Here is a 25,578-nt window from a genome sequence, read left to right as displayed (position 1 = left end):
GTGAGATCGCCCCGATGAACCGGGGCGTCTCGCTGTCGTCGCAGGCTCCGACACGAAGGCCTCCGGCCATGGGCGCGAAGCGCCCTTTATGTACGAGGAACGAGGACAGCGAGACGCTCCCCTCCAACGGGAGCGATCACAAACCGGGGGGTCTATTTGCGGCGCTTTTTCCAGACAAAGCGTGCAGAGAGCCCGAGGATGAGGAGCGCCTGCACCACTTGGGCGAGCTGCTTGGGGGTCTCGGTGGCGAAGCTCATCTGGTCGGCACCTGCGCCTAGGGCACCAAAGAGCAGGGCGGCGGGCAGCACCGCCCAGGCCTGGCTCCCCGCCAGTAGCGCGACCGCGAGGCCATCGAAGCCGTAGCCGATCCCGTAGAAGTCGGCGGGGAAGCGGTGGAAGGGCACGACTCCCAGCACCACCACCGCGCCGGCGAGCCCGGCCAGCGCTCCCGAGAGCAAGAAGGCCCGCAGGGTCACCCGCTCGACATTCACCCCCGCCGCCCGTGCCGCGTCTTTGTTCTGCCCCACCAGCCGCGTCTCATAGCCCCAGACTGTTCGGGAGAGTGCCCACGCGACCGTGGCCACGGCCACCAGCCCGAGGAGTAGCCCCGCGTGAACATCGTGGCCGGCGGCGAGGCGTGGCAGGGTCGCGTGGACCTCGGCGGTCTGGGGCGCTTGGCCCGTGGGGTCTTTGAGCGGGACGGTCGTGAGCCAGCGGGTGACGTTGCGGGCGACATAGTTAAGCAGGATCGCCGTGATGACCTCGTGCGCCCCGCGCTTGAGCTTCAGCCACACCGGGAGCCAGGCCCACGCAGCGCCCACCAGCGCCCCGCACAGCAGCCCTAGCGGCACCGCCAGCACTCCGGGCACCGTAGCCCCCACAACCGCGCCCACAAGCCCTCCCACGGCCATCTGTCCCTCAGCCCCGATATTGAACAGCCCCACCGCGAGCCCCACTGCCACTGCGGTTCCTGTCAGCAGGAGCGGAGTCGCCTGCCCAAGCGTCCGTCCCCAGGCATCGGGGGTTCCCACACTGCCCTCCCAGAGCGCCTGGTAGGCCGCCAGCGGGCTCTGTCCAATCGCCGCGATCGCCAGTCCGCCCAGCAAGAGCGCACTTACTATTGCTGTAAAAATGTGGCCACGCATTGATGGTGCTTTCGTGTAGCGCTCTACACAGACACCTTATGACTATGCACCTCACAACGCCAATTCACCTTACCATTCTCCATATTTTCACTAAATAATTTAATAATCATTGTATCAATATTATTCCTAACCTTATTAGATGCAATCAGCAGAACCTTAATCTGGCTTACAATCTCGTTAATCTTCGCTTCTTTGTCGATAATCCGAACCAATATATCTTTTTCAGTCAATTCTGAATAGTCAGCATTATAACCATCTTTATAGTTAGTTAATATAATAACAGGAATGCAACTAAAACAATAAACATTTCTTATTTCATCATAAACCAATCTCCCAGTTTTCATTTCGTCTCTGTTATCAGGGAATAAGTCCCCTCCCGGCATCGATTTATCAATGATAAAGATATCAACGAATCCAGACCGCAAAAATGGATGCGCTGCATCAACACTATTACAAACTAGAACTTGATAATCGAGTATCCTTAACGCTTCTGCTACAGGCATAACCGTACTAGGATTATCATCAATAATCAAGACCTTCACCATAGACATGTTTACTTACACCTTACCGGAACTAGGTTCATTTTTTAGATGGAGCATTGTACCTTAGTTTCTTCGGAAAAAAGAGTGTTAGTTCAGTTGGTTGATACAAATTAGTAACAGCTACATGTCCATCATGAGCTTCCATTATCTTTCTTACTACCCAAAGCCCAAGGCCGAGACCATCACGCACATACTGATTGACTTCATCAGGCCCACGAATACCTTCTTCAAAAATCATCTCCCGGTAATCTTCATGTATACCAGGGCCTTTGTCACGACAATGAATCTTATAAAAGTTCTCATCAACAGAAGCAGTCAGAATTATATTAAACCTATTTTTATCATTATAAGAGTACTTTATGGCATTCGATATAACATTAAATATCGCTATACGAATTAAATTTACGTCTATCCAAATTTCAGGAATCTGATAAAAGTCTTCCAAGTTACAATTTAAGTCTGCCTGATTAAATCCCCTATCTTCAATACTTGGTTTTGTCCATATCGATATACTTGACAATACATCTCTCCATATAAGAGATTTTTTGTATTCTGTGTTCAAGTTATGAATTCTTCTCAACTCGTTAACACCATAAAAATGAGCATTTTTAAACACACACATGAAATATTCAAACCATCCTTCGATATCTTTAAAATAGACATAATCCATAGGATTCAAGCCATTCGTCACTTGAAAAGCCAAGAGATCAATATTTTTACTTAAAGCAGCTATTGGATGTTTTATCTCATGTATTATCCTCCCAACAGACTTCCTTCTTTCATTATCAGCCATCATAAGTTCAATTTTCGGTGCTGAAGAATGAAGTATCACATCTACGATAGCAGCATCATCATCTGTAAAAATCGGGCAATAGATAAAATCTTCCTTTTTTTGTATATTATCCGATTTTCTACATTTTTTGTTTCTACATCTAACTACTCCGATAACAGAAGGTGTATTTACTTTACTGTCCTGGGATATAGATATAATAGGAACAATTAAAACATTATCGATGTGCTTATTAATACCATCACCTATTTCTGTTGAAGTTGGAACATATGGTTTAAAACCACCATTAAATTCTGGTATCTGGGCATGTGCAATAACAAGAGGTCGTTTGGCAACCCAAGCATCTAAAGTAAACCCGCGTTTACGATTCTTTAAATTTGGACCATAAAATTTAAACTTACTATTCCAATATATATTCTTTTCATCACCATAGTATTCCAACCTATCACCGGTTCTATTCACTAAAAACAACGAAGACCCCATGCAATTAATAGACTTAATCAAGATTCCCCGCAGTCTAAAAATAAAATCGTCGATATCAACAGACTTATCTGCTTCAGAATTAACTAAATTGGATCTATACGAACATTGGCATTCCAAACACAAATCTATGGCATTTGTCACATGGTATAAAAATGAATTTTTCTCGGTCTTAACAAGTTGATCATCTATTTTCACATTTGAATAAACAGCTATAACCAATCTCATTTGATTCATATTATATAAATTATGTACTGGTATATAATATACATTATCCGAGTTACCGTCACGAAGAATATCTTCCCATGGATGAAGACTATACTCACTAGATCCTACAATACTATTCCATAATTTCATAGAATCTATCGTATAACCAATAGTGTCTAAATATTTAACTTTGCTCAGAACCTTAGGTAAACCATCAATGATTCCATCAATATGTCTTCTTTTTGCGTAACTAGCGAGTAAACACAGATCGTTTCGATTCGGGTGACATGACCATAGTGCGACAACTTCAGACTTAAAAAGTGTACATATTGCTTTAGCAATTAGACTATAGAAATCCGACAAAGGCATCCTAACGTTACTATAAATCAAATTTATCAACTCAAATTCTTTTTTAGAAGCAGTATTCCGACTATGAATATCATTCACATCCTCAAAAAGGTCATTCAAAGCACATATTTTTTCTTTTTCTAAAATATCAGATCTTTTTTCATGCATTTGATCAGACAACCAAAACATTGATTTTGAAATACATTCCGTCACAGTCCCAAAATTAACATAATCTTGTTCTATTATAATCCATTCTTTATATTTATTAGAGATAACTAAATCCAATACCTCTTTCACAGGACAATCCCCATCCCCTAAACATGTAAATCCTTTAGCATATCGATGAAATGAACGTCCATATGCTTGCGTCCAATCCTTCAAATGTATACTTACGATTTTATCGTAGTGTAATTGTATTGATTCGATAGGATCATCACCCGCAATAAATAAATGAGCAGTATCAGGTATCCACTTCAATTTTGGATATTTTTTAAACTGATCAACGATAACTGAAAACCGGTCACAGTTCTTATAGACATGCTGGTGCAATGCAATAAAACTTGATCTTTCCTCGAAAACAGAGAACAATTTGCCTATGTCACCATCACTACCAGAAAACACCCTATCAATGTACATATAATCAGGAAACCTACCACACTCAATGCATTTATCTAATCTATCAAGCAAATCCCCTGAACAAATACCTGCTATACTAACCCCATAATCATCAGACATCAAAAAAATATCTTTTAAACTTGCTTTTCTGCCATTTTTAAAATAAATTCTATCCAAATCCTGAGCGATCTCAACACCACTGAAACCTAAATCACTTACCGATCGAAACAGGTTTTCAATATCATATATTTCATTCCCCATTATTATTGTTTGCAAACCAATCTTCATTTTCAGCTCCATTATCATAATTTATGACGACATACATCTCAAATGTACCATATTCCTGTCATCAGCGCCCCGATTCGCTCCTCAGTGGCTTCCGCACGCTCCACAATGCCGACAAGTTTGCCTTCAAAAAGCACGGCGACGCGGTCAGAGAGGGCGAGGACCTCGGCGAGATCGAGCGACTGCACTAGCACGGCAGCACCGCTCTGGGCGGCCTCGCGGAGGCGCTCGTGGACGAAGGCCGTGGCGGCGAAGTCCAGACCGCGGGTGGGCTGGGAGGCGACAATCAATTTAGGACTCTTGGAGAGCTCCCGCGCCAAGACAAGCTTCTGCTGGTTCCCGCCCGAGAGCGAGCGCATCGCGGCCTTGGGCTGGTCGCCGCCACGCACATCGAAGGCGCTCGCGCGCTCGGCCAGAAACGCACGGACAGCGCCCTGCTTGACGATCCCTCCCGCCCCGACAAACGCCGCCTCCCGGTGCCGCCCCAGCACGGCGTTCTCGGCCAGCGTGAAGCTCTGCGCCACCGCGTGGCGGTGCCGGTCCTCGGGGATAAAGCCGACGGCAGCAGGAGCCTGGATCGTCCCACTCTCGGGCACGCGTAGCCCCACCACCGCCTCGATCAGCTCGGTCTGCCCGGAGCCATCCACCCCCGCGATCCCCACGATCTCCCCCGGCGCGACTGTCAGCGAGACCCCACGGAGCGCCACCGCCCCCCGGTCGTTGCGGACGGTCAGGTTCTGCAGAGTGAGGCCCTCGCCCACGCGAGCCCCCCCTTCCTTGGGCGAGGGAAGGGGGTTGGGGGGATGGGTTCCCACCATCGCCGCGGCCAGCTCCTGGGGGGTCGTCTCCGCGGTCTTGGTGGTCAGGATGTGCTTGCCGCGCCGCAGGACGGTCACCGAGTCCGCGTTGGCCATGACCTCATCGAGCTTGTGGGTGATAAAGACCACGGTCACCCCGGACTCCGAGAGGCGGCGGGTGGCGGCCCAGAGCTCCCGTGCCTCGGGCGGGGCGAGGGTCGCGGTGGGCTCGTCTAAAATAAGAACACGCGCCTTGCGGTAGAGCGCCTTGAGGATCTCCACCCGCTGCTGCGCCGCCACGGAGAGCTCCTCCACCCGCAGGGTCGGGGAGACCAGCAGGCCACTCTCCCGGGAGAGCCAGGCGACCTCGGCCTCCGCGCGGTTACGGTCGAGGCGCAGCCCCGCGCGTGGCTCGCCCCCCAAGACGATATTCTCTGCGACCGTGAAGGAGGGGATCAGGTCGAAGTGCTGCTGCACCATCCCAATCCCGGCGGCGATCGCCTCGCGTGGGGACGAAAACCGGGTGGGGACCGTGCCTAGGCGTAGCTGGCCGGAGTCGGGGGGGAGCAGGCCAAAGAGCACCTTCATCAGGGTGGACTTGCCCGCACCGTTCTCCCCCACCACCGCGACACGCGCCCCCGGCGGCAGGGCCAGCGAGACATCGTCCAGCGCCGTGACAGAGCCAAAGCGTACCGTGATTCGATCCAGCTGAATGTCGGGCGTGATCACGGGGACAGTATAGCATGGTAGGCCCGGCGCAGGACGGCGACATGGGCCTCCCAGGTGTAGGAGGGCGCGTGCGTGTAGCGGGCGCTTGTGAGGGCCGCGGCCAGCGCGGCGGGGTCGTGGGGGCTGGCAAAGGTCGCGTCGCTTCCCAGAACCTCACGCAGGACCGGGATATCGGCCGCGACCACGGGGCAGCCCTGCGCCAGCGCCTCCAAGGGTGGGTAGCCAAAGCCTTCGTAGAGCGACGGAAAGCAGTAGGCCTGCGCCTCGGCGTAGGCGGCGCGTAGCTCGGTGTCGGTCAAGCGCCCCAGAAAGACCGCATTGGGCGGTGGGGTCAGGGCCTGCTGGCGGCCGCTGGCGAAGGTCCGGCCCACCAGCGCCAGCTTTTTCTCTGGGAGCTGCTCTAGAGCGGCAAGGAGCACCCCTAAGTTTTTATGCGGCTCACGCGTCCCCACAGCCAAGAAAAACGCGCCCGAGAGCCGCGCCCGAAAGGCCGCACGCTCGTCGGGGGTGGCCGGAGCCTGCCAGAAGGCATCGACTCCGGGATAGGCAACAAATATTTTTTTTTCTGTAGAGCCCGGCACGAGTGTCAAGAGCTCCTGGCGCGTGAACTCCGACATCGGCAAGATAGCGGCGGCGCGACGGATCGAGCGGGGCAGGAGTGTCCGCAAGAACGCCCCGCGGAGGGGTGAGAAACTGCGGGGGAGGCGGAGGGCGCGTAGGTCGGGGACGGTCAGCGCGCTGGGCGTGGGAACGGAGAAAGGTAGGTAGCCAAAGGGCGAGTGGAAGAGGTCAAAGGGGCTTTCTCGGTGGAGACGGCGCAAGAAAGCGCTCTCGCGCAGGAGCCGGCCCAGCGGGTGGCCCGCGCCGCCGCCCGAGTGGATGGTCAGCGGGACGGGAATAAGCGGCGCGGGTAGCCCCTTCCAGCCAGGAGGGATCAGGCAGTGGATCTCCAGGTCGGGAGCGTGGGTTGCTAGCGCCTGAAGGAGGCCGCGAAGGTAGCGTGTAATCCCGGTATTTTCTGCCAAAACGAAGGGACAGTGAAGGAGAAGACGCATTGTTGTATCCTATCCTACAGAAGTTGCTTGACTCAACAAAAAATCTTCCTGTATAATCAGGCGACATCTTAGGCCGTGTCGAAGGATAAACCATGCGAATTTCTCATCGCACTCAACGCGCCCGCGTCGGCGCAGCAGCCGCGCTGGCACTGACCGCTGCACTTGCTACTGTCGGAGTGGCGATGGCGGCAGACTGGCCCCAGCTCCGCGGGGACACGCAGCGCTCGGGGATTGCCGCCGAGGCAATCAAGCCGCCGCTGGCGGTTCTCTGGCGTTTTACGGGAGGCGTTCAGACCAATAATCTGACGTCGCCGGTTATTGTCGGGGATACTGTCTACTTTAGTACCCGCGCTAGCGCTCAGCAGGGAGGGATCCTCTATGCCCTCAATGTGAAGACAGGTCAGCGCAAGTGGTCGTACCCCAATGATCCCAACGGCATGTCCAGTGGTGCATACTTCACCACCTCGGCGACCTACGCAAAGGGCAAGCTCTACATTGGCTCGTCGAGTGGGACGCTCTACATTCTGGATGCAGAGACAGGAAAAGAGGTTGGTGGTCCTTTCCAGCTCGGACGGCGAATCGAGTCCGCGCCCGTGGTGGACAACGACACCCTCTACTTCGGCTGTAACGACGGCATGTTCTACGCTCTGGACACCCAGACCGGTGAGCGCCGCTGGACCCGCATGGACGCCCGCAACCGCAAGACGGTGGGCTATGCCTATGCGGCGGGCGAGGGCGTGAGCTCTGCCCCCCTCCAGGCAGGCGACATGATGCTCTTCCAGACGTCGGACAACCAGGTTCATGGACTGAAGCAGGCAACCGGAAACTTCCGCTGGAAGACCCGCTTGCCCTACACCTTCTTGCCCAATGGCATGAGCTTCAGCGGCAACAGCATCTTTGTGGCAACCGGCCCTGCGCTCTACTCGGTTCTGCCGGCCTCGGGCTCGATCCGCTGGTACCGCAACCTCCCCAACGATATCCTCGCGGCCCCCGCGATCTCCGACGGGATCGCCTACGTGGGCTGTAAAGACAGCGTAGGCGACGGTGGTCTGCTCTATGCGATCAAGGACAATGGCCGCGAGCAGTGGAAGACCGCGGTGAAGATTCCCTTCGCCCCCGCCGGTGCCCCCGTGATCTCCGGTGATGTGATCTACGTCCCGGGCCAGCGTGGGACGGTCATGGCCCTGGATAAGAGCGAGGGGACCCTGCTCTGGACCTACCGGGTACAGCCGTCGGCCAACCGCCAGTCCACCAATCCCGGGACAGAGACCGCCGTGGTCGCTCCCCTGGCTCTCTCCGGGGGGACGCTCTTTGCGCTCTCCGGCGATGGTACGCTCACCGCTTTCCGCGCCGATGCACCGGACTCCGCCGGACCGATCATCAACGACCTCTATCCCAAGTCTGGGGCTGCGGTCAATGGTAAGCCCCCGTTCCGAATCGCTGCAAAGCTCAGCGACGAAGGCAGTGGGCTGAATCCTGACACGATCTCTGGGGCGCTGGACGGTCGAGATGTCACCCTCACCTACGACTTCAAGAAATCCACGATCTTCTATGCCACGAAGTCGACGGGCCGCTTGGTCGATCCCCCGCTCGCGGATGGTCGCCATGAGTTCACGCTCCGTGCAAAGGACTGGCGCGGCAATGAGACGGTGCAGACCTGGTCGTTTATCGTCGATAACTCCCTGCCCATCAAACCGGTCACTCCTACCACGAACAACAACCGCTTGGGTGGCCCTGGTGGCCCCGGCGGGGGTAGCGGAAGCAAGGGTGGTGGAGGCCTGGGTGGCGGCAGCCGAGGCCCGGGCGGGTAGGCTAGTCCCTCCTCACACTCTCAGGCGGGCGAAGGCAGCAGCTTTCGCCCGCTTTGGCTTTTCTGACCATGACACACGCCGCTCCCAGCCGTACGTTCCTTGCCTGCCATCGCCTCGCAGAAGCGATGCTCCCCCCACCACGGCTCCGTGCCCTCCTTCATGCCACCCAAGGCGACCCCGAAGAGGCACTCCGTTGCCGCACAGGACTCACCCCACGCCAGGCAGAGCGCCTCGACCAAGCTACCAAGGCACCTGTGGCGACGCGCCTGCTCGACCAAGCGGAGTCGCGGGGAGTCCATGCCCTACTGTGCACCGCCCCCGGCTATCCCGCCGATCTCAACCACTTCGAGGACTCCCCCCCGATTCTCTTTCTGCGCGGAAGCCTCCCCACGGCCACAGGCCTGGCCATTGTCGGCTCGCGACGGGCTACCACCTACGGCAAGACACAGGCAGCTCGGTTTGCACGCGCCTTCGTCGAGGCCGGCTTCGCTGTGGTCTCGGGAGGTGCCGCGGGCATCGACACCGCCGCCCATAAAAGCACTCTGGAGGCGGGAGGGAGCACGGTCGCGGTCGTCGCCTGCGGCCTGGACTATGTCTATCCCGCTGAGAACCGCGAGCTCTTTGAGCAGCTTGTCGCGCGGGGCGGAGCCCTGGTCAGCGAGTTCTCGCTCGGCACCCGCCCCGAGCCCTGGCGCTTTCCCGCACGCAACCGGATCATCGCGGCGCTCTCACAGGTCACGGTGGTGATAGAATCACCTGAGCAGTCGGGCGCACTCATCACCGCACGCAATGCGGCAGAGTACGGCCGTGATGTCTGGGTAGTGCCGGGGCCGGTGGACACGGGGCGCTCGCGCGGAGGGCACAAGCTGGTCCAAGACGGTGCCGCGCTGGCGGACGCACCAGAGGATATTCTTGAGGCGCTTGCTACCGGCCCGCAGGTAGTGAACCTAGCACTGCCTCTTGAAGTCGAAGAGAGAGAGCCGGCGCGGCCACCTCTACCGGAGCTCCCCTCCGACGAGGCGGCACTTCTGGCACAGCTCTCGGGCACCGCGGTGGGCCTAGACGATGCCGCAGAGGCGGCAGGGCTCGCTCCGGCACAAGCGCTGGTCGCAGCGACTATGCTGGAGATGAAGGGGCTGATTCGACGTCAGCCGGGAAATCACTTTACACGATCCTAGGAGGGAACGACAATGGCAACTAGTAAGAAGAAACCGGCACTCTCGCCGGCAGCAGCGAAGATTCTCGAGCAGTACCGGAGCTCAGGGCAGCCCAAGCCCGGCGCAGCACCGTCCTCAACCGCCGACGATAGCGGGGCCAGCAAGCCCGCGACCGCGGCGGCGCCCCCTGCCGCCGCCCGACTTCCCAAGGCCGCCGGGCGCGGCAAGTAGTAGCCCCCGTAGCCTACCAGCCCGCTCTCTGGGCCGCCTCAGCGAAGCGAGCGGTCATCGCAGGATCGGGCTGGTAGGTCTCGACCGGAAACGACGCGCGCACGATCGCGCGGAGCTCGTCGAGGCCCGTGATCAGCCCTTGGGCACGCGCCTGGAGCAAGATATTTCCAATCGCGGTCGCCTCCACCGGTCCCGTCACCACACGGCAGCCCGTGGCGTCCGCCGCGATCTGGTTTAGGAGCCGGTTCTGCGAGCCTCCCCCCACGATATGCAGCGTGTCGATCTTTCGTCCGGTCAGCCGCTCCAGCATCGCCAGGGTCACCCGGTACTTTAGCCCCAGAGAGTCCAAGCAACAGCGAATGGTCGCCCCAATCCCCTCAGGCGGTGTCTGGCCCGTCGCGGTGCAGAGCTCACGGATCGCCTTGGGCATGTCGTCGGGGGCGTAGAGGCTCGGATGGTCCGGGTCTACCAGAGCGGCCAGCGGCGTGGCATCGCCCGCAAGGCGTGTCAGCTGGTCGTAGCTGCGCTCACTGCCGAGGCGAGCGTAGGCGCGGCGGCACTCCTGCACCAGCCAGAGTCCCCCGATATTCTTCAGGAGCCGGATGGTTCCCAGCACGCCGCCCTCGTTGGTCACATTGGCCGCCTCCGCCTCGGGGGTGAGGATCGGGGAGGGAATCTCCAGCCCCATCAGCGACCAGGTGCCACTGGAGAGATAGGCCCAGTTCTCGCCTGGCTCCGCAGGGACCGCCGCAACCGCACAGGCCGTGTCGTGGCCGCCCGGAGCGATCACAGGAATGTTCCGAAAGCTCCCGTACTGCGTGCCATCGGGGACCACCTCGCCCAGCAGGTGCAGGGGCAGCCCCAGCGGCGCGAGGGTCTCGGTGGCCCAGTGACGGGTCGTCGCATCGAGCATCTGGCTGGTGCTGGCGATCGCGTACTCCACCTGCGCGGTGCCCGTCAGCAGGTAGTGGAGCAAGTCCGGCATGAAGAGCAGCTTCTCACTCGCCTCGACCAGCCCCGGCGACTGCTCCGCCAGCGCGGCCACCTGAAAGAGGGTGTTGAGCGCCATGGTCTGGATGCCGACACGGGCGAAGATAGCGGCCTTCGGGACCTTTTCGTAGACCTTCTCCACCATCCCCACGGTCCGCGGGTCGCGGTAGTGCACGGGAAGCCCGACAAGCTCGCCCCGCGGCCCGAGCAGGCCAAAATCCACGCCCCAGGTATCCACCCCGAGGCTGGAGAGCGCCCCCCCGAGCTCGGCCTTCTCGATTGCGGTGTGTAGCTCTCGCATGAAAAACGGGAGGTCCCAGTGCAGGTGCGCCCCGAGCTTCACGCCCCCTGTGGGGAAGCGGTGCACCTCTTCGAGCGTGAGCGTCCCCGCATCGGTGAGCGCGCCGACCACGCCGCGCCCACTCTCTGCCCCTAAGTCCAGTGCCAGAATCCGTGCCATGGCCTATGCTCCTTCAGCAGCCGCCGCTCGGACAATCTCGACAATCCACTGGGTGTCTTGCTCCATCTCCGAGAGGCTACAGAACTCGTCGTGTGTGTGCACTTTTTGCATACCGGTCGCCAAGACCGTGGTTGGGACGCCGTAGGCATTGAAGTGGTTGCCATCGGAGCCGCCGCCCGACTCGGCGTAGCCCACGGGGAAGCCACAGGCCTCCGCGGCGCGGGCGGCGAGCTTCAGGACGGGGCTGTCTTGCTCCAGGCGGTAGGCGGGGTACTCCCCGATCACCTCGACCTGCGCGGTCGCGCCCAGTGCGGCGGCCTCGCGCTCAAAGACCTCGCGCATGTGGGCGGTCTGTGCCTCCAGCTTCGCCTGCACCCGCGAGCGTGCCTCCGCGACAATCACGACCTCACCGGGGACGATATTGCGCGCCAAGCCTCCGTGGATCGTGCCGATATTGGCCGTTGTCTCCGCATCGATCCGCCCTAGGGTCATCTTGCTGATCGCATTGGAGGCCGCCACAATCGCGCTGATACCCTTCTCCGGCTCCGCGCCCGCGTGGGACTGCTTCCCTGTGATCGTCACCCGAAACGAGTTCTGCGCCGGTGCCGCGACTGTCATCGTGCCGATCGGAGGCCCGGCATCCAGCACGAAGCCGTATTTTGCCTTGATGAGCTTCGGGTCGAGCAGGCGCGCTCCCACAAGACCGATCTCCTCGCAGATCATCAGCAAGAGCTGGATATCCCCGTGGGGCTCGCCAGACTCGTGGAGCCGGGTCATCGCCTCCAGGATCGGGGCCATGCCGCACTTATCGTCGGCGCCTAAGATCGTGTCCGATGCCGCCGAGATCGTGTCGCCGTCGATCTTGACCTCCAGGCCGGGGGTGGGCTCGACCGTATCGAAGTGCGACGAGAAAAAGATCCCCGGAGCGCCCTCTACCGTGCCTTTTTTGAAGGCGATCAGGTTGCCAATGCTCCCTAGTTCCCCCGGAAGCCGCGTATGGGCATCGTCGAAGGTGACCGTGAAGCCCAGTTTCTCCAGGTAGGCTGCAGCCCACTCCGAGACCGGCTTCTCGTGACGGGAGGGGGTGTTGAAGTGAACGAGGGTCAGAAAAGTGTCGAGTAGTCTAGACATTAGGGTTTCCACACGAGGCTCGCCGCCTCTGCCTTGGTGACGTAGCGCCCCTGGCCATCGGCGCAACCTACCGCCGCCTTGCCACCGAACTTGAAGTCTAGGGTGTTGTTCTTGCCGATATAGAACAGGACGGTCTTGGCGGGGTTTTTCAGGGTGGTCAGGTTCGCGTTTACCATGGCGGCATTGAGCTGGTAGGAGACCGTGCCAGGGGTATCGCCGGGGGCGGTAAAGACGGTCGGATTACCAAGATAACGCGAGAGCTTCTCGACCACATTGGCCGGAGTCACTTGAAAGCGTCCCCCATTTTTCAGCGCGAGGCGCTTGGCCGCCCCGCAGATCCGTGTCAAGTTACCCACTCGGATCTGTTCGGGGGTGACATTCAGATCCGCGGGCCGCTGCCCTAGTAGTAAAGCGACAAATAATGAGTGCATGTTTTTCTCTCCCTGATTAAATTTATACCTGAAACAAAGCAAACAGCGGGTCTTGTGAACCCGCTGTTTGTTTCTGAGAAAGCTGACTTACTTGCCGGTGAAACCGGGCGGTGGTGGCAGCTCAGGTCCCTTGTTGGGAACGGCCTGAACCGGCTGACCACCCGGGGCCTGGGCAGGGGGAGCCACAGTCTTCACTTCCGGCTCCTTCTCTGAGCTACAGCCTGTGAGGCACAGGGCCATAGCGGAGCAGAGTACCATCATCGCGATAAGCAGTTTTTTCATGAGTTACTCTCCAACACGCATGTGGGGGCTCTGGGGATACTGAGCGCCACCATAGTTTGCCCTTGAGGTATTGTCCTTGAAGAACGTACGGGACTTGATGTACTTGACATGGCTATCCGCGTAGGCGAGGTTGCCGCCTTCGTTGTGGCGCCAGCCGTTCTTGGTAGTCGCATCGGTGTCGAGGAAGAACCCGGTGGTACAGGCGCTACCGAACTTGGTGTCCTGGTAGGGCATGTAGGCAACGAGGTAGCCTTCCATCAGGTAAGCGGTCTGGGCGGGGCTAGCGGTGAACTCGGTACCCGTACAGACATCCCAGGGGTTGATGCAGTTCGCGGTGTTCGGGGTCGGGAAGCCGGCGAACATGACCGTGCCAAACCAGTTGTAGTAGGTGTAGCGGATCCAGCCTGGATAGATGTAGGTGGAGGTAACCTGGCCACCTGCAGCACATCCGGTGGTGTAGGAAGCGCGGTCCTTCGGAGCGCTGGGGCACATAAAGATACCCGTGTTCTTGACGTAGGGATCGATCACTTCCATCCAGGTGTTAAAACCACCGGTAGGACGCGGGTAGTACCAGTTCCAGAACGATTGCTCGTCGTAGTCCTGGACATACATCTTGATACCCGTCATGATCTGCTTCATGTTAGAAAGGCAGGAGGCAGCACGAGCCTTCTCGCGAGCTTGAGCAAACACTGGGAAGAGGATCGCCGCAAGAATCGCAATGATCGCGATAACGACGAGGAGCTCGATCAGCGTGAAGCCACGCTGTCGGCGGTTAGAATGAAACATAATAACCCCCAAACGATTAGATGATTTATCTGGCTGTTTGACGACCAGTGTATTAGGATACCTTATACTTTGACGAAAAGGCAAGCCCTATTTTTAGTCTCCTCACAGAGGAAAAACGCACAGCGGCTAGCGCGGTGCCGAGACGGGCACTTGGGTTCCCGGGTTGTTCTGAAGCGATGCTGGGAGCGCCGATTCTTTTTTCCCCGCAGGAGGTGGTGCCGCGACCGCACTGGGCTTTGGTGGCGGTGCCGCTTCCGCCAGTGGGTCTTTCTCTTGACACCCCCCCAGCATAAGTAGTGCCAGACCCCAAAAGAGTTCTTTTCTCATCTTAGTTCCGATCCCAGAGGTAGGTATTGACATCGGTGATCCGCACCTGAGCGCCGCTGATCCCCACGCGCCAGTTGGTCCCCGCCGCCGCCGCGCCCGGACTCAGCCACTTGGAGTGACCGTCCATAAACGCCACATTGCCGCCCCCCGTGTGCCGAGGCGCAAACTGCCCCGTGGAGGTCTTGTTGCCCCCACCGTCCCAGCCCGTGTCCTGCCCCCAGCCGTTGTTGGCAAAGGTGTTGCAGGCATCCGGCGCGGTGATTGCGGCGGGGCTTCCGACCATGTTGGAGAAGCTCCAGCTCCCTCCGCCGTTGTCGATCAGCTTGGTATCGGCCAGCATCACCATCGCGGCGGGGCTCCCAATCTCCGCCTCACTAATGGGCACGGCCGCCTGGGCATGGGGGAGGGCGTAGTAGGGCGTGTAGCACCGGGTGCCGTCGTAGGTGCGGTAGAGATAGTCCCAGTTGAGGCCGTACTCCGCCCAGAAGACCGCGTAGAGAGAAGCGTAGCTCTTGCCCGCATTCTGCACCAGGAGCGAGGCCCCCACCGACGGGCAGTGGTAGAGCTGGTGTGCCTTCATATAAGGATTGAGATTCACCGTCCAGTGGGTCCCCGTCGAGAAGCCCGTCTGCGTGGGCGTCCCCCACCAGAGCCCCCCCGAGACATAGGGATCGAGTGTCCGAAATGGTGGTACGGTGCCGTCGTAGTCCGAGAGATACTGCATCATCGCCAGCCCCAGCTGCTTGGTGCTGGAGAGGCAGCTCGTGGCGCGGGCCTTCTCCCGTGCTTGCGCGAAGACCGGAAAGAGTATCGCGGCCAAGATTGCAATAATCGCAATAACAACCAAAAGCTCGATGAGCGTAAAAGCCATTCGTGTGCGAGACATCCTGTTAAGAACCTTCCTGATAACGTGGTGTGATGAGACACGCTCAGGTGGGCTTTGCTTACCTAGCGGGTAGGTAGTGCCACAGACACCAGAGGTTCAGTCCCCCCAGCGCCGCGACAAGCCCTTGTGCTGCTCTCGTCCGCCACACGGGCGGCCAGAGAGCAAGATAGCCATATCCGGTTATCGCCCCAAACGGCGCGAGTATTACGTAAAAATAACGGCCTTGTGGCGAGTAGTGCCGCCAGTTAAACAGCGTATAAATGACCGCCGTGGTCAGAAAGAGCACGCTCGCCGCCAAGAGCCATGCCTGCCGCACCCGCCCCCCGCGCCGCCGCGCTCCCCAGAACGTGGTCAGCTGTCCCCCCAGGAGAAGCAAAAAAACCGGCATGGGCAGGTGCTTCTGGAGCCCGTCGAAGGTCCCCCAGAACGAGCGCCAGCCAAAGGCGGCAATCGAGAAGAGATAGCGGAGCGGCGAGAACCCGCGTGTTGCCTGGTAGTGCGGAAAGCCGGGCTGCACCCCATCCCAGAGCCGGTCTGCCGCCCCCTTGCAGAGCGCATCGCCACAGCGCTGGGCGTTTCCCCAGAACCAGCCTGTGAGGGTCGCGGCAGTCACAAGCCCCAGTGCCACGGCGGCTCGTGCGGCACGCTGCGGCCCAAAGCGCCATGCCAGCGCCAGCACGACCGCGGGCAGGAGCCCCAGGCAGGTGAGCTTGCTCGCCACTCCCGCCATGCACCAGAGCACCAGCCCGCCCAAGCGCCGCCGCCCGCGCAGCTCCTCGGCCAGAAGGGCCAGCACCGCAGTGGCCGCCAGCGCCGCCAGGTTCTCGTTGCTGATCCCCCCCGAGAGCGACACCCGCATCGGCACCAGCGCCACGAGCCAGGCGGCCAGCGATGCGACACCCGCTCCGTAGAGCGCACGCGCCGCCCGAAACGTGAACCAGACAGTCGCGGCGCCCAGCACTGCGGAGAAGACCCGCACCGCCAGCGCGCCGCCCACGCGCCAGACAAGCGCCCCCAGGGCGTGGTAGAGCGGCGGGTGCACCGAGACCGCGTAGTCGGCGTTGTAGGGGGGAAGACTCAGGTGCCCGGCCCACCAGCGCACGGTGAGCACATGGCTAACCTCATCGGGCTGCCAGTTGCCAAAGGGCTCCCCCAGACCGTGGACCACGGGAATCCCCAGCGCCCACGCCAGTCCCAGCAGAAACGCCGCAAGAGTCGGCCACGCGCCGCCACGCCTCACGCCGTGCCCCCGCCGTGGCGCTCTTGCTCATTGGCGAGCCGCCAGTGCCGCCGTAGGTAGTGCCAGCGGCGCAGGAACTTCTGCTCGCTCTGGAAGATCTTCCCCACGAGCTTCGACTTTCGGGGCCGGGTGACACTCGCCGTCGCTGTCACCGCCTTCGCCGGCATCCAGGCGGCAAAGATACCCGCGACATCGATCCCCGCTTGGTGCCTCTCGAGAGCCGCTATCGCAGCCTCAGCGGCGGCGTGGCGTGTCTCGGGCGCGCTCAGCCAGCTTGCCAGCGCCTCGCCCCACTCGGAGTCGGTGCCACAGAGGAGCGCACCCTCGGTCTCCAGAAGTGCAGCGGAGCGTGCGGCGAGGGTCGGCACCCCGACCGCGGCGGCCTCAAGGAACTTAATCTCACTCTTGGCGTGGTTGAAGGGGCGTGTCAGGTCCAGCGGCGCAAGATTTATGTCCACCTGCGCGATCAGCCCCGGCAGCTCGCGCCACGGGACGTACGGATGCCGCCGGACGCGCCCACTCTCCTCAAAGCGCCGCAGCGGCCCCGGCAGCGCCACGGTTCCGACGACAAGCAATCTGGCGTTGGCAAATCGCTCCAGCGCCACCGCCAGCGGCTCGGCGATATCGGCCAGATCGGCATCGTGGGTGGGGGAGCCGGAGAGGTAGCCCAGGGTTACGCGGTCGTCTTGACGGACACGGACAAACGCCTCGCGGCGCAGGCGTGCGGCGTGCGAGAGCGCCAGGAGCTCCGTGCCGAGAAAGTTGCGCACAACCGCCCCTCCCGTAGCCCCCCCCGCCCCCACAGGTGGGGGAGCCTGAGGAGCTAGCGTGGCGAGGAACTCGGTGCTGAAGAGGGCGTGGTCGGTGTTTTGCAGGGTCGCCAGGTTCGCCTCGGCCTCGCGCTTGCTGTGCCGGTAGCGCAGGGGATCGTCGGGAAAGAGAATGCCGGTGTGGCGGGCGTGCTCCAGATCGAAGATCAGGTCATCGGCGCTATAGACCACGGTCGCGCCGATCTTTCTAGCCGCAGCCGCAAACGCGCTTCCGGGGCCGCCCCAGGGCAGGCGGTGGAGCACCACAATATCGTGGGCGACTGTCACCCCATCCTGCCCCGCCGAGACATGCTCCGCCGTGTGCCCCGCCGCGCTCAGCGCCTCACAGAGATGAACACAGCGGTACCGGTTGGTGGCATCGTCGGGCTGGCTGGGGTAGACAAAGAGAACTCTCACAGGCCATTTTAGCGCATGGCGAAGCGCTTTTTTGGTATCCTATGCCCTGAGGAGGGTTTTACCTATGTTTCGCCAACCACCGACTCTTCGTCCCGCCACCCAGGCACTGCTTGAGCGCATCGCCTGGACTCCCACCGAGCGCGGCCCCCTGCTGATTGTCGGGCCGGAGCGCATCATTCAAACCGGCCCCGGCTCGCGGATGGGGCCAAGCCTCTTTGCTTCCCCAGGAGCCACCGAAGTCAATGTTTTGGAGCTCGCCACAAAGCTCAAGCGCCGCCTTGTCCACACCACCGGGCTGAGCGCTCTCGTCCCTGAGTTCTACTGGCCCCTGAATCCCCCACAGACACAGCAGCTCTCGCCGCAAGATGCCCTGCTTGCCCTCGCGGCCTCGCTCGATCCGCGCCAGTGGCAGCTCCTCTGTGGGCAGTCGGGGCTCCGTGCACGCGACCTGAGCACCACACAGCAAGGCTTTGTCCGAGCGCTCCTCCCGCCCATCCTTGCGACAACCCGCAACCCGCAGGCCGCTCCGGTTCCAGCCGAGGCTATCGCGCAGGGTAGCCTCCAGCTCAAACGTGGGATCTCCTTTAGCTATGTCTACCAGGACGAAAAGCTCAACCAGGGCGGGGGAGGGACCTTCGGTGGGAGGGGCATCAGCGGCGACACCCGGCCACAGCTCACACGTGGCTTCCCGAATCCGAGGAACGCCAATGGACGAGACAGTGGCGGGGTTCCCAACCAGCTCAAGCCCTCGCAGCTCGACTACAAAAACCCCAGCCTCACCCGGCGCATCCCGCTCGAAGGTGCCACGACCGTGGGCGAGCTCCTCCTGCGTGCCTCACAAGCAACGGGTCTGGAGCTCCTCGCGGACAAGCGGATAGGGGAGCAGCCGGTCTGGAGCAAGCAAGCCCCTGGCCAGAGTGCCGCAGTCGGAGAGGTGCTGGAGCTGCTGGCGCTGAGTGTGACGGGAGCCTTCCGCCTCATCGATGTGCCCGGAAAAAGCCGCGCGTGGGTCCTCACCGACGATATCGAGGGGCTGGCTCCTCGGATCGCACGCCAGCAGAAGGCAGCACAGGAGGCCGAAAAACCCAAAGAGGCACAGCGTCAGGCGATGATCGAGCGCCTGAAAGCCGCCCAACCAACCTCCCCTATCCCCTACGACAACAGCTATGGCCTCGACAGCAGTATCCTCAAGCAGCTCGAAGAGACCCAGAAAAAAGAAACCTGGGGCTATGCGGTCGTCCCCCTCTCCGGTCTCTCTCCGACAATCGCGCAGCAACTGAAAGAGAATATACAGAGCACAGTCCAAGAGCAAGCAGCAGGTCAGAGTCGCTCTAGCATCAATGGGATTGTCAATCCCCCGCTAGACAGCAGCCGGATCAAGATCGCCTCCCGGCAGCTCTTGCTCACGTTCGAGGTGCCTGGCTTCGGGGTCTACAACGACGACTTCAGTGGCTTTCAGCTTGATAACGCCCTCCGTCAGGCTCGTCAGGCCGCCGAGCCAAACACGATCCCGCCTGCGCCGCCACGCCCCAAGCTCAGCACCCAGATCGCGGTCTTTGCCCCAGCCAGTCCCGCAGAGGCGCAGCGCGTGGTCGAGGCTGCGGCGGCGGCCAAGCTCGCCCAGCTCTGGATCAGCACTGACGGCGCTCGGCTGGAGCCGCTCAAGGCCGCGCTCGCGGAGGGTAAGAAACGCGGGATTCCCATTGTCGCCCAGGTGGTGCTCTCCCAGCTCCCCTCCAGTGCCCCCGCCGATCAGGACTGGTTCGACAAGCCCGCCCTCTACCGTGTCCCCGACTCCCCTGAGACCCGGCGCGCCCTGCTCCCTCTGCTGCGCACCCTGGCATCCCTCCCCGGCCTGGCGGGCCTCGCGCTCGCCGAGACCGTTGCTCCCGGCTATATCAGCCCCCGTGCGAATCGCTTTGGTGGCACTACAGCGCAAGAGTACGGCTACACCCCCGAGCGGCGGCTGGCATTCCTGCGCTCCGAGGGCTACGATCCCATCGACCTCACCGGTCGCGGCGAGAGCGGCGAGCTACGACGCCCGATGTCGATGGGAATGATGGTCCGTCGCCCTAGTCCTGACGCCCCTGCCCCCGCGTCCCCTCCTGACCCCTTCACACGCTGGAACGCCCTGCGCTTCGCGGCCAATAAGGCGCTCCTCACCGAGGTTTTCTCAGCCCTCAAGAGTGCCAACCCCCGCCTGACCCTGTGGATCGAGGGCCGCCAAGAGTCACAGCTCCTCAACTCCTGGTACGGCACCTGGGAGAGGCCCGAGCCCTTCCCCACCTACCGCGTACCGGGCTTCGGTGACTCAGGCGAGGAGGCTCCCTTCGAAGCCGATGATGTCAAGCAGGCGCGGCGCTTCTCCAAGGAGGTTCTCTTCGCCAACAGCTACCCCGACCCCCTCCTCGAAACCATGCGCTCACGCCGCGCCCGAGAGAGTGTCACTGCCTGGTGGACCGAGCTCCTGAACGGGGAAGTGCGAGAGAAGGGCGTGTTCCCCTGGGACGGCGCGGTGCTGGACCTGCGCACCCTCCCCACCGACGAGGCGCTACGGGTTTTTAAGGCGATCCAGCTCTCGCTTTAGCACGCCGGGTTCGCGAGGAGATACGGTAGCGTCATGGACGGTCTACGAAAATACCCACGAACCCAGCACCTGGAAGGCAGTGGCCTGCAAAAAGGCGACGACCCGGACCGGCTGCCCTTTGTCTTGCTACGGGAGAAGTATCTCGTGGTGGAGGAGAAGCTCGACGGCGCGAACACGGGGATCTCGTTCGACGAAAACGGGACGCTCCAGCTCCAGTGCCGGGGGCACTACCTCACCGGCGGCCCCGGCGAGGCGCAGTTCGCCCTCCTCAAGCCCTGGGCCCAGACCCACCAGGGCTGGCTCTGGGAGCGACTAGGAACGCGCTACATCCTCTACGGCGAGTGGCTCTACGCCTGCCACACGGTGTTCTACGACCGCCTCCCGCACTACTTCTTTGAGTTCGACATTCTGGATACACAGACCAACACGTTTCTCTCCACGGCACGCCGCCGCGCGCTGCTCGCCGGTGGCCCCGTGGTCTCGGTTCCCGTGCTCAAGGAAGGCATCTTCAGCAAGCTCAAAGACATCACCAAGCTCGTGGGGCCATCGCTGTACAAGTCCGATGGCGGGGTCAGTGAGGGGCTGTATCTGAAGTGGGAAGAGGACGGCGTGGTCAAGGGCCGCTACAAGTGGGTGCGCGCCGGGTTTCTCCAGACCATTCTGGACTCGGGGACGCACTGGAAAGACCGCCCGCTCGTCCCCAACCAGCTCGCCGAGGGGGTGGATTTATGGTAAGCGCTCATGGGATAGACTGGCCGCGTGTCGAGGCGGCTCCCTGGTGGCAGGCGATGGCGGTGTGCCCGCAGGACCCGCGGCATCATGGCGAGGGCGATGTGGCAACCCACACCCGCATGGTGGTCGAGGCGCTGGAGGCCGATCCGCGCTTTGCGGACTTGGACGCGCCTGCCCAGCGGGTTCTCCGGCTCGCCGCGCTCCTCCACGACTGCGGCAAGCCCGCGACCACCAAGCACGAAGAGAACGGAAGGATCACGTCGAACGGCCACGCGCGGATCGGGGCCTATATCGCCCGGCGGCTTCTCTGGGAGCAGGGTTTTGACTTCGCCGAGCGCGAGGCGGTCTGTGCCCTGGTGCGCTGGCACATGCGGCCTGGTTATTGTCTCGACAGCGACGATCCCGAGCGGACGGCCCTCACCATCGCCCAGACCGCCCGTTGCGACTGGCTAGCCCTGCTGGCGGAGGCCGACACGCGCGGCCGGGTTGCGCCGAACACAGAAGACGCCCTGGTGCGAGTCGGGCTGTTTAGTGAGCTCTGCAAAGAACTCGGTATCGGGGACGCTCCCTACGCGTTTCCGTCGCCCCACAGCCGCGTGGTCTACTTCCGCACGCCGGGCCGGGACAAGACCTACACCGCCTACGACGATACCCAGGGTGAGCTGGTTCTCATGAGCGGCCTGCCGGGCTCCGGCAAGGACACGTACATCCAGCAACACCTCGCGCACCTGCCCGTGGTCAGCCTGGACGTGCTCCGCAAAGAGCTCGGAATCGCCCCAACCGACCCGCAGGAGCCCGTGGCCATGGCGGCGCTGGAGCGGGCACGGGTGTATCTTCGCCAGAAGCAAGACTTTGTCTGGAACGCCACCAACCTGCGCCATGAGCTGCGCGCCCGCCCACTCGGGCTGGCGGCGGACTACAACTTCCGCGTCAAGATTGTCTACCGCGAGGCCCCGCACGCCCGGCTCTTCGCCCAGAACCGAAACCGCGCCGCCGCCGTCCCGGAGGCCGTGCTGCACAAGTACCTCGATCGCTGGGAGGTGCCCACGACGATCGAAGCCCATGAGTTACAGTATGCTGTACTACCCTAAGATGCCCGGCAGTGAGAAAGCCCCGCTGGGCGAGCGCTGTATTGCCTTTGAGAAGCTCGATGGCACGAACCTGCACTTCTGCTGGGAGCGGGAGTTTGGCTGGCACGCCTTTGGGACGCGCCGGGATCGCTTCAACCTCACCGAGCGCGGGATCACGGAGTTCGTGGCGGCCCACCCGGAGCTCGCTGAGGCAGCCGCAGTCTTCCAAGCCACCCTCGCCGAGGGCCTCGCCGCTGTGCTCGACGGCTACCCCACGAACGAAGCCACAGCGTTTTGTGAGTTCCTGGGAGAAGGTTCGTTTGCCGGCCAGCACCGCGCGGACGAACCCAAGCGCCTCGTCTTCTTCGACCTCACCCTCCCCGGCGAGGCGTTTGTCGCCCCCGAGGACTTCATCCGCGATTTTGGCCACCTCCCCACGCCGCGCATTGTCTACCGGGGCAAGCTCACCGGGCAGTTCACCGATGAGCTCCGCAAGGGGAAGTTCGGGGTCGCGGAGGGTGTGGTCTGCAAAGGAGTGTCCAAGGGCGTCCCCTGGCGCTGCAAAGTCAAGACCGATGCCTACCGCGAGCGGCTCAAGGCGTCGCTAGGCCCCCACTGGGAGAGCGGCTGGGAGTAGGATTCGGGCACCACTTCGGGCCATCTCCCCCGGCTCGTCCCTCGCCACCCCCTCTTCCCCCTGTCGCTCGTTCCTCGCTGGGAAGAGGGGCACCAGACAAGCCTCTCTTCCCGGCGAGCTTGCGAGCCATCAGGGGAAGAGAGGTGGGTGAGTTCTACGAACCCGGAGAGATGGCACAAAGCCCCCTTAGTCCATGTCGGTGAGCATGAGGACCCAGACGCGGCCTTTGGTGCGGTCCACGGTCACCAAGGTGGCGTCCCAGGCGATATCGTGGTGCCAGCCGTGCCAGCCCAGCTCCGAGAGATAGGTGGTCAAGTTCCCACTGGACTCCGCAAAGAGTGCACTACAGAACGCCAGGGCGGCGTCTTCGGCGGCCTCCGGGCTCAGATCGCAGGCGACATAGGCCCCGCCGCTGACCAAGCGCAGGGTCAGGTGGTCCTCAAGAGGCTCGTCGAGCCGGAAAAACCCCGCCTCGATCTCAGGCTGCACCAAGCGCTGGGGCTCGGGGAGGAGGGCATCGACCGCGGGAAGGCGTAGCAGCTCCTCGGGGAAGCCCAGCCGGTCGAGATCGTCGTAGGCCGCATGCGCCAGCCAGAGCGCGCTCATCGAGAGATCGAAGACACGCAGCTCCGCGCCACCGTTGGTGTAGATGCGCCGCAGGGCCGCGAGAAACTCCTCGGTCTCCGAGGGCGCAGGCACCGACGTCACGGTCAGCTCCTGCCACAGGGTCAAGATCATGCGCGGATTGTACCCGCTCGGGTATCCTTGCTGTCGTATGAACCTCTTTGAAAAACCGAAACATGTCCAGACACGCTGGGCGAGCTTTGAAAATATCACGGCGGCTCCCGGCGCGGGCGGTCAGGAGAACCAGGGCGCAAAGGGTCATGCCTTCGACTCGCTGGAACCCGGTGAGACCAAGACGCTCCTCAATGTGACGGGCAGTGGGACGATCACCCGTATCTGGCTGACGGTGGCAGACCGGAGCCCGGAGATGCTACGGGCGCTGCGGCTAGAACTCTTCTGGGACGGTGCCACAACGCCTGCGGTCTCGGTGCCACTGGGGGACTTCTTTGGGATCGGGCTGGGGCGCACGACGGCCTTTGAGTGCGCGCTCTTCTCCAGCCCCGAGGGGCGCAGCTTCAACGCCTTTGTCCCCATGCCCTTCCGAACCGCCGCCAAGGTGACCCTCACCAACACGGCCACCACACGCCTCTCGCACCTCTTCTACGATATCGACCTGCTCCTCGGGGCGGAGCACTCGCCAGAGACACTCTACTTCCACGCACTCTTTCGCGAGGAGTCCCCCAACACGCTCGGGGAGGACTTTGTGATCCTGCCCAAGACCCTCGGCAGTGGACGCTTCCTGGGCTGCAACCTGGGAGTCACCGCCGACGAGCGCTACGAGGGTGCGTGGTGGGGCGAGGGGGAGGTAAAAGTCTGGCTCGGTGACGACGCTACATTCCCCACTCTCTGTGGCACGGGCGCGGAAGACTACATCGGCACGGGCTGGGGCCAGGGTGCCTACGCCCAGCGCACGCAAGGCTGCCCCATCGCCGACAGCACCAACCGCCAGTGGGCCTTCTACCGCTACCATCTCGACGATCCCGTCTACTTCGACGAGAGCATCCAAGTCGCGATCCAGACCATCGGGGGCACGGACAAGACCAAGGTGCTCGCTCTTCAGGAAAAAGACGTCCCCCTGATCCCCGTCAGTATCGACACTGGCCAGCAGGGCGGCTTTCTCAAGCTCAGGGACCTGCCCCTGCCGATCGACCTCGCCGCCCAGCCCGACGGCTGGTGCAACTTCTGGCGCCAAGATGCCTGGTCCGGGACGGCCTACTTCTACCTAGACCGCCCCGAAAGAGCCTAGCTAGACACGCGACGAGGACTCCGTCGCACTAGAGACACCGGTCTCCGGGTTGGTGATCGTGAGCTTCTGATACGTCAGCACCAGCTCCTCCATCAACCCCACACCGGGCTGCTCAAACTGTCGGTAGCTCGCCAGGCTAGCATTGTTGAGAGTGATGCTCTGCAGCATCGCCTCAGCTCCGCTCCCCTTAGACGGTGCCCCGAAAAAGCTCAGCTGCACCACCGTAAAGTTCTCATTGGTGACAAGCGCCTGAAAGAGCTGCACCGAGCCCGCTCCCACCTTACGCAAGAGCCGAACCCCTTTATGTTGCACGCGGCCCGTCGCCGCCCCCGACGCTGGATCACGCGGGCTCACGATCTCCCACTCAAAGCCCCAGAGCTGCATCTGCTCCTCACGGCCCTTCTGGAGTACCTCGCCCTTGATCTTGCCCTGCTTCTGCGCCGTAAACTGTGCGAAAGCAGGCATCTGAGCCGGAGCAGGAGTCACCTGCGCCCAGACCGTGGTCGAAAAAAACGTGAGCGCGGCCAGAGTAGCCCCCCCAATACAGAGTGTCTTCATAGCCTGAGAGTACCACACAGAGACAAACCAAAGGGGGGGAGAGTGGAGAAAAAAATAAAGCCTCCGCAGGATACGGAGGCTTATAGCCCGTAGGGGATTCGAACCCCTGATCTCCTGGCTGAGAACCAGGCATCCTGGACCCCTAGACGAACGGGCCACAAGTGTTTTGGAGA

24 protein-coding genes and 1 tRNA gene are annotated in these 25,578 nt (G+C 60.9%); 8 read left to right on the top strand and 17 right to left on the bottom strand.

Going from position 1 to position 25,578, the window contains the following annotated elements; genetic code table 11:
• Positions 1-152: 152 nt before the first annotated feature.
• From HNQ39_RS03085 to HNQ39_RS03065, 5 genes are read right to left on the bottom strand one after another with little or no spacing between them, the layout of a single operon-like run.
• Positions 153-1,145: an ABC transporter permease gene (locus tag HNQ39_RS03085; protein WP_184192485.1), complete on the bottom strand. Its 993-nt coding sequence runs from the start codon at positions 1,143-1,145 to the stop codon at positions 153-155.
• A gap of 23 nt (positions 1,146-1,168) precedes the next feature.
• Entirely contained in the window at positions 1,169-1,696 is a 528-nt protein-coding gene (locus HNQ39_RS03080) for a response regulator (protein WP_184192484.1), read from the bottom strand.
• A 28-nt stretch (positions 1,697-1,724) separates the two neighbouring features.
• On the bottom strand, positions 1,725-4,415 hold the full coding sequence (locus tag HNQ39_RS03075; RefSeq protein ID WP_184192483.1) for an ATP-binding protein: 2,691 nt from the start codon (positions 4,413-4,415) through the stop codon (positions 1,725-1,727).
• A 38-nt stretch (positions 4,416-4,453) separates the two neighbouring features.
• Positions 4,454-5,938, bottom strand: coding sequence for an ATP-binding cassette domain-containing protein (locus HNQ39_RS03070; RefSeq protein WP_184192482.1), 1,485 nt, complete (start codon positions 5,936-5,938; stop codon positions 4,454-4,456).
• Complete coding sequence (locus tag HNQ39_RS03065; protein WP_184192481.1) at positions 5,935-6,993, bottom strand: glycosyltransferase family 4 protein; 1,059 nt, start codon at positions 6,991-6,993, stop codon at positions 5,935-5,937. The genes HNQ39_RS03070 and HNQ39_RS03065 overlap by 4 nt, the downstream gene beginning before the upstream one ends.
• Positions 6,994-7,085: 92 nt before the next feature.
• On the opposite strand from HNQ39_RS03065, the gene HNQ39_RS03060 reads away from it, so the two are divergent.
• From HNQ39_RS03060 to HNQ39_RS03050, 3 genes are all read left to right on the top strand, one after another.
• Positions 7,086-8,804, top strand: coding sequence for a PQQ-binding-like beta-propeller repeat protein (locus HNQ39_RS03060; protein ID WP_184192480.1), 1,719 nt, complete (start codon positions 7,086-7,088; stop codon positions 8,802-8,804).
• 68 nt (positions 8,805-8,872) lie between these two features.
• Positions 8,873-9,982: a DNA-processing protein DprA gene (dprA, locus tag HNQ39_RS03055; protein WP_184192479.1), complete on the top strand. Its 1,110-nt coding sequence runs from the start codon at positions 8,873-8,875 to the stop codon at positions 9,980-9,982.
• Positions 9,983-9,994: 12 nt separating this feature from the next.
• The gene (locus HNQ39_RS03050; protein WP_184192478.1) at positions 9,995-10,192 is read left to right on the top strand and encodes a hypothetical protein; all 198 of its coding nucleotides are present in this window, start codon (positions 9,995-9,997) and stop codon (positions 10,190-10,192) included.
• A gap of 13 nt (positions 10,193-10,205) precedes the next feature.
• On the opposite strand, the gene HNQ39_RS03045 is transcribed toward HNQ39_RS03050, so the two are convergent.
• The 9 genes from HNQ39_RS03045 to HNQ39_RS30485 form a co-directional block, all read right to left on the bottom strand.
• Entirely contained in the window at positions 10,206-11,642 is a 1,437-nt protein-coding gene (locus tag HNQ39_RS03045; RefSeq protein ID WP_184192477.1) for a rhamnulokinase, read from the bottom strand.
• Positions 11,643-11,645: 3 nt separating this feature from the next.
• On the bottom strand, positions 11,646-12,773 hold the full coding sequence (locus HNQ39_RS03040; RefSeq protein WP_184192476.1) for a M20/M25/M40 family metallo-hydrolase: 1,128 nt from the start codon (positions 12,771-12,773) through the stop codon (positions 11,646-11,648).
• A complete protein-coding gene (locus HNQ39_RS03035; RefSeq protein ID WP_184192475.1) occupies positions 12,773-13,204 on the bottom strand; it encodes a hypothetical protein in 432 nt (143 codons plus the stop codon). The genes HNQ39_RS03040 and HNQ39_RS03035 overlap by 1 nt, the downstream gene beginning before the upstream one ends.
• An 87-nt stretch (positions 13,205-13,291) precedes the next feature.
• Positions 13,292-13,486, bottom strand: a complete 195-nt coding sequence (locus tag HNQ39_RS03030) for a hypothetical protein (protein WP_184192474.1) — start codon at positions 13,484-13,486, stop codon at positions 13,292-13,294.
• A 3-nt stretch (positions 13,487-13,489) separates the two neighbouring features.
• Positions 13,490-14,272, bottom strand: coding sequence for a prepilin-type N-terminal cleavage/methylation domain-containing protein (locus HNQ39_RS03025; RefSeq protein ID WP_184192473.1), 783 nt, complete (start codon positions 14,270-14,272; stop codon positions 13,490-13,492).
• 126 nt (positions 14,273-14,398) lie between these two features.
• Positions 14,399-14,599 carry a hypothetical protein gene (locus HNQ39_RS03020; RefSeq protein WP_184192472.1) on the bottom strand — a complete coding sequence of 67 codons (201 nt, stop codon included), beginning with the start codon at positions 14,597-14,599 and terminating at the stop codon, positions 14,399-14,401.
• Position 14,600: 1 nt separating this feature from the next.
• Positions 14,601-15,485 carry a DUF1559 family PulG-like putative transporter gene (locus HNQ39_RS03015; RefSeq protein WP_184192471.1) on the bottom strand — a complete coding sequence of 295 codons (885 nt, stop codon included), beginning with the start codon at positions 15,483-15,485 and terminating at the stop codon, positions 14,601-14,603.
• A gap of 58 nt (positions 15,486-15,543) precedes the next feature.
• Entirely contained in the window at positions 15,544-16,725 is a 1,182-nt protein-coding gene (locus HNQ39_RS03010) for a glycosyltransferase family 39 protein (RefSeq protein WP_184192470.1), read from the bottom strand.
• Positions 16,722-17,951, bottom strand: coding sequence for a glycosyltransferase family protein (locus tag HNQ39_RS30485; protein ID WP_184192469.1), 1,230 nt, complete (start codon positions 17,949-17,951; stop codon positions 16,722-16,724). Before HNQ39_RS30485 ends, HNQ39_RS03010 begins: the two co-directional genes overlap by 4 nt.
• 64 nt (positions 17,952-18,015) lie before the next feature.
• On the opposite strand from HNQ39_RS30485, the gene HNQ39_RS03000 reads away from it, so the two are divergent.
• Genes HNQ39_RS03000 through HNQ39_RS02985 form a run of 4 tightly spaced genes read left to right on the top strand, consistent with a single transcriptional unit; the run spans position 18,016 to position 22,977 of the window.
• Complete coding sequence (locus tag HNQ39_RS03000) at positions 18,016-20,538, top strand: hypothetical protein (protein WP_184192468.1); 2,523 nt, start codon at positions 18,016-18,018, stop codon at positions 20,536-20,538.
• Between the two features lie 33 nt (positions 20,539-20,571).
• Positions 20,572-21,273 carry an RNA ligase family protein gene (locus HNQ39_RS02995; protein ID WP_184192467.1) on the top strand — a complete coding sequence of 234 codons (702 nt, stop codon included), beginning with the start codon at positions 20,572-20,574 and terminating at the stop codon, positions 21,271-21,273.
• The gene (locus HNQ39_RS02990) at positions 21,267-22,361 is read left to right on the top strand and encodes an ATP-binding protein (protein WP_184192466.1); all 1,095 of its coding nucleotides are present in this window, start codon (positions 21,267-21,269) and stop codon (positions 22,359-22,361) included. The genes HNQ39_RS02995 and HNQ39_RS02990 overlap by 7 nt, the downstream gene beginning before the upstream one ends.
• Positions 22,345-22,977: an RNA ligase family protein gene (locus tag HNQ39_RS02985; protein WP_184192465.1), complete on the top strand. Its 633-nt coding sequence runs from the start codon at positions 22,345-22,347 to the stop codon at positions 22,975-22,977. The genes HNQ39_RS02990 and HNQ39_RS02985 overlap by 17 nt, the downstream gene beginning before the upstream one ends.
• 186 nt (positions 22,978-23,163) lie before the next feature.
• Here the strand turns inward: HNQ39_RS02985 and HNQ39_RS02980 are convergent, their stop codons facing one another.
• Complete coding sequence (locus tag HNQ39_RS02980) at positions 23,164-23,715, bottom strand: hypothetical protein (RefSeq protein ID WP_184192464.1); 552 nt, start codon at positions 23,713-23,715, stop codon at positions 23,164-23,166.
• Positions 23,716-23,752: 37 nt separating this feature from the next.
• On the opposite strand from HNQ39_RS02980, the gene HNQ39_RS02975 reads away from it, so the two are divergent.
• Positions 23,753-24,847 (top strand): glycoside hydrolase family 172 protein, encoded by a 1,095-nt coding sequence (locus HNQ39_RS02975; RefSeq protein WP_184192463.1) that lies wholly within the window; start codon positions 23,753-23,755, stop codon positions 24,845-24,847.
• On the opposite strand, the gene HNQ39_RS02970 is transcribed toward HNQ39_RS02975, so the two are convergent.
• Positions 24,848-25,405 carry an Hcp family type VI secretion system effector gene (locus HNQ39_RS02970; RefSeq protein WP_184192462.1) on the bottom strand — a complete coding sequence of 186 codons (558 nt, stop codon included), beginning with the start codon at positions 25,403-25,405 and terminating at the stop codon, positions 24,848-24,850.
• Positions 25,406-25,488: 83 nt separating this feature from the next.
• A tRNA-Glu gene (locus HNQ39_RS02965) sits at positions 25,489-25,562 on the bottom strand.
• Positions 25,563-25,578 lie beyond the last annotated feature (16 nt).

It is taken from the genome of Armatimonas rosea (assembly GCF_014202505.1).
Lineage (GTDB): Bacteria > Armatimonadota > Armatimonadia > Armatimonadales > Armatimonadaceae > Armatimonas > Armatimonas rosea.
Note: the sequence above shows the minus strand (reverse complement) of the source record. Positions and strands in the feature narration are given on the sequence as shown.

What these genes read in the sequence shown, in the direction of transcription:
- HNQ39_RS03080 (WP_184192484.1), bottom strand. Translation starts at nt 1,696, where the DNA reads ATGTCTATGGTGAAGGTCTTGATTATTGATGATAATCCTAGTACGGTT.
- dprA (WP_184192479.1), top strand. Translation starts at nt 8,873, where the DNA reads ATGACACACGCCGCTCCCAGCCGTACGTTCCTTGCCTGCCATCGCCTC.
- HNQ39_RS03060 (WP_184192480.1), top strand. Translation starts at nt 7,086, where the DNA reads ATGCGAATTTCTCATCGCACTCAACGCGCCCGCGTCGGCGCAGCAGCC.
- HNQ39_RS03020 (WP_184192472.1), bottom strand. Translation starts at nt 14,599, where the DNA reads ATGAGAAAAGAACTCTTTTGGGGTCTGGCACTACTTATGCTGGGGGGG.
- HNQ39_RS03040 (WP_184192476.1), bottom strand. Translation starts at nt 12,773, where the DNA reads ATGTCTAGACTACTCGACACTTTTCTGACCCTCGTTCACTTCAACACC.
- HNQ39_RS03000 (WP_184192468.1), top strand. Translation starts at nt 18,016, where the DNA reads ATGTTTCGCCAACCACCGACTCTTCGTCCCGCCACCCAGGCACTGCTT.
- HNQ39_RS02980 (WP_184192464.1), bottom strand. Translation starts at nt 23,715, where the DNA reads ATGATCTTGACCCTGTGGCAGGAGCTGACCGTGACGTCGGTGCCTGCG.
- HNQ39_RS03035 (WP_184192475.1), bottom strand. Translation starts at nt 13,204, where the DNA reads ATGCACTCATTATTTGTCGCTTTACTACTAGGGCAGCGGCCCGCGGAT.
- HNQ39_RS02995 (WP_184192467.1), top strand. Translation starts at nt 20,572, where the DNA reads ATGGACGGTCTACGAAAATACCCACGAACCCAGCACCTGGAAGGCAGT.
- HNQ39_RS02975 (WP_184192463.1), top strand. Translation starts at nt 23,753, where the DNA reads ATGAACCTCTTTGAAAAACCGAAACATGTCCAGACACGCTGGGCGAGC.
- HNQ39_RS03045 (WP_184192477.1), bottom strand. Translation starts at nt 11,642, where the DNA reads ATGGCACGGATTCTGGCACTGGACTTAGGGGCAGAGAGTGGGCGCGGC.
- HNQ39_RS03015 (WP_184192471.1), bottom strand. Translation starts at nt 15,485, where the DNA reads ATGTCTCGCACACGAATGGCTTTTACGCTCATCGAGCTTTTGGTTGTT.
- HNQ39_RS02970 (WP_184192462.1), bottom strand. Translation starts at nt 25,405, where the DNA reads ATGAAGACACTCTGTATTGGGGGGGCTACTCTGGCCGCGCTCACGTTT.
- HNQ39_RS02985 (WP_184192465.1), top strand. Translation starts at nt 22,345, where the DNA reads ATGCTGTACTACCCTAAGATGCCCGGCAGTGAGAAAGCCCCGCTGGGC.
- HNQ39_RS03085 (WP_184192485.1), bottom strand. Translation starts at nt 1,145, where the DNA reads ATGCGTGGCCACATTTTTACAGCAATAGTAAGTGCGCTCTTGCTGGGC.
- HNQ39_RS03050 (WP_184192478.1), top strand. Translation starts at nt 9,995, where the DNA reads ATGGCAACTAGTAAGAAGAAACCGGCACTCTCGCCGGCAGCAGCGAAG.
- HNQ39_RS03065 (WP_184192481.1), bottom strand. Translation starts at nt 6,993, where the DNA reads ATGCGTCTTCTCCTTCACTGTCCCTTCGTTTTGGCAGAAAATACCGGG.
- HNQ39_RS03075 (WP_184192483.1), bottom strand. Translation starts at nt 4,415, where the DNA reads ATGAAGATTGGTTTGCAAACAATAATAATGGGGAATGAAATATATGAT.
- HNQ39_RS03030 (WP_184192474.1), bottom strand. Translation starts at nt 13,486, where the DNA reads ATGAAAAAACTGCTTATCGCGATGATGGTACTCTGCTCCGCTATGGCC.
- HNQ39_RS02990 (WP_184192466.1), top strand. Translation starts at nt 21,267, where the DNA reads ATGGTAAGCGCTCATGGGATAGACTGGCCGCGTGTCGAGGCGGCTCCC.
- HNQ39_RS03025 (WP_184192473.1), bottom strand. Translation starts at nt 14,272, where the DNA reads ATGTTTCATTCTAACCGCCGACAGCGTGGCTTCACGCTGATCGAGCTC.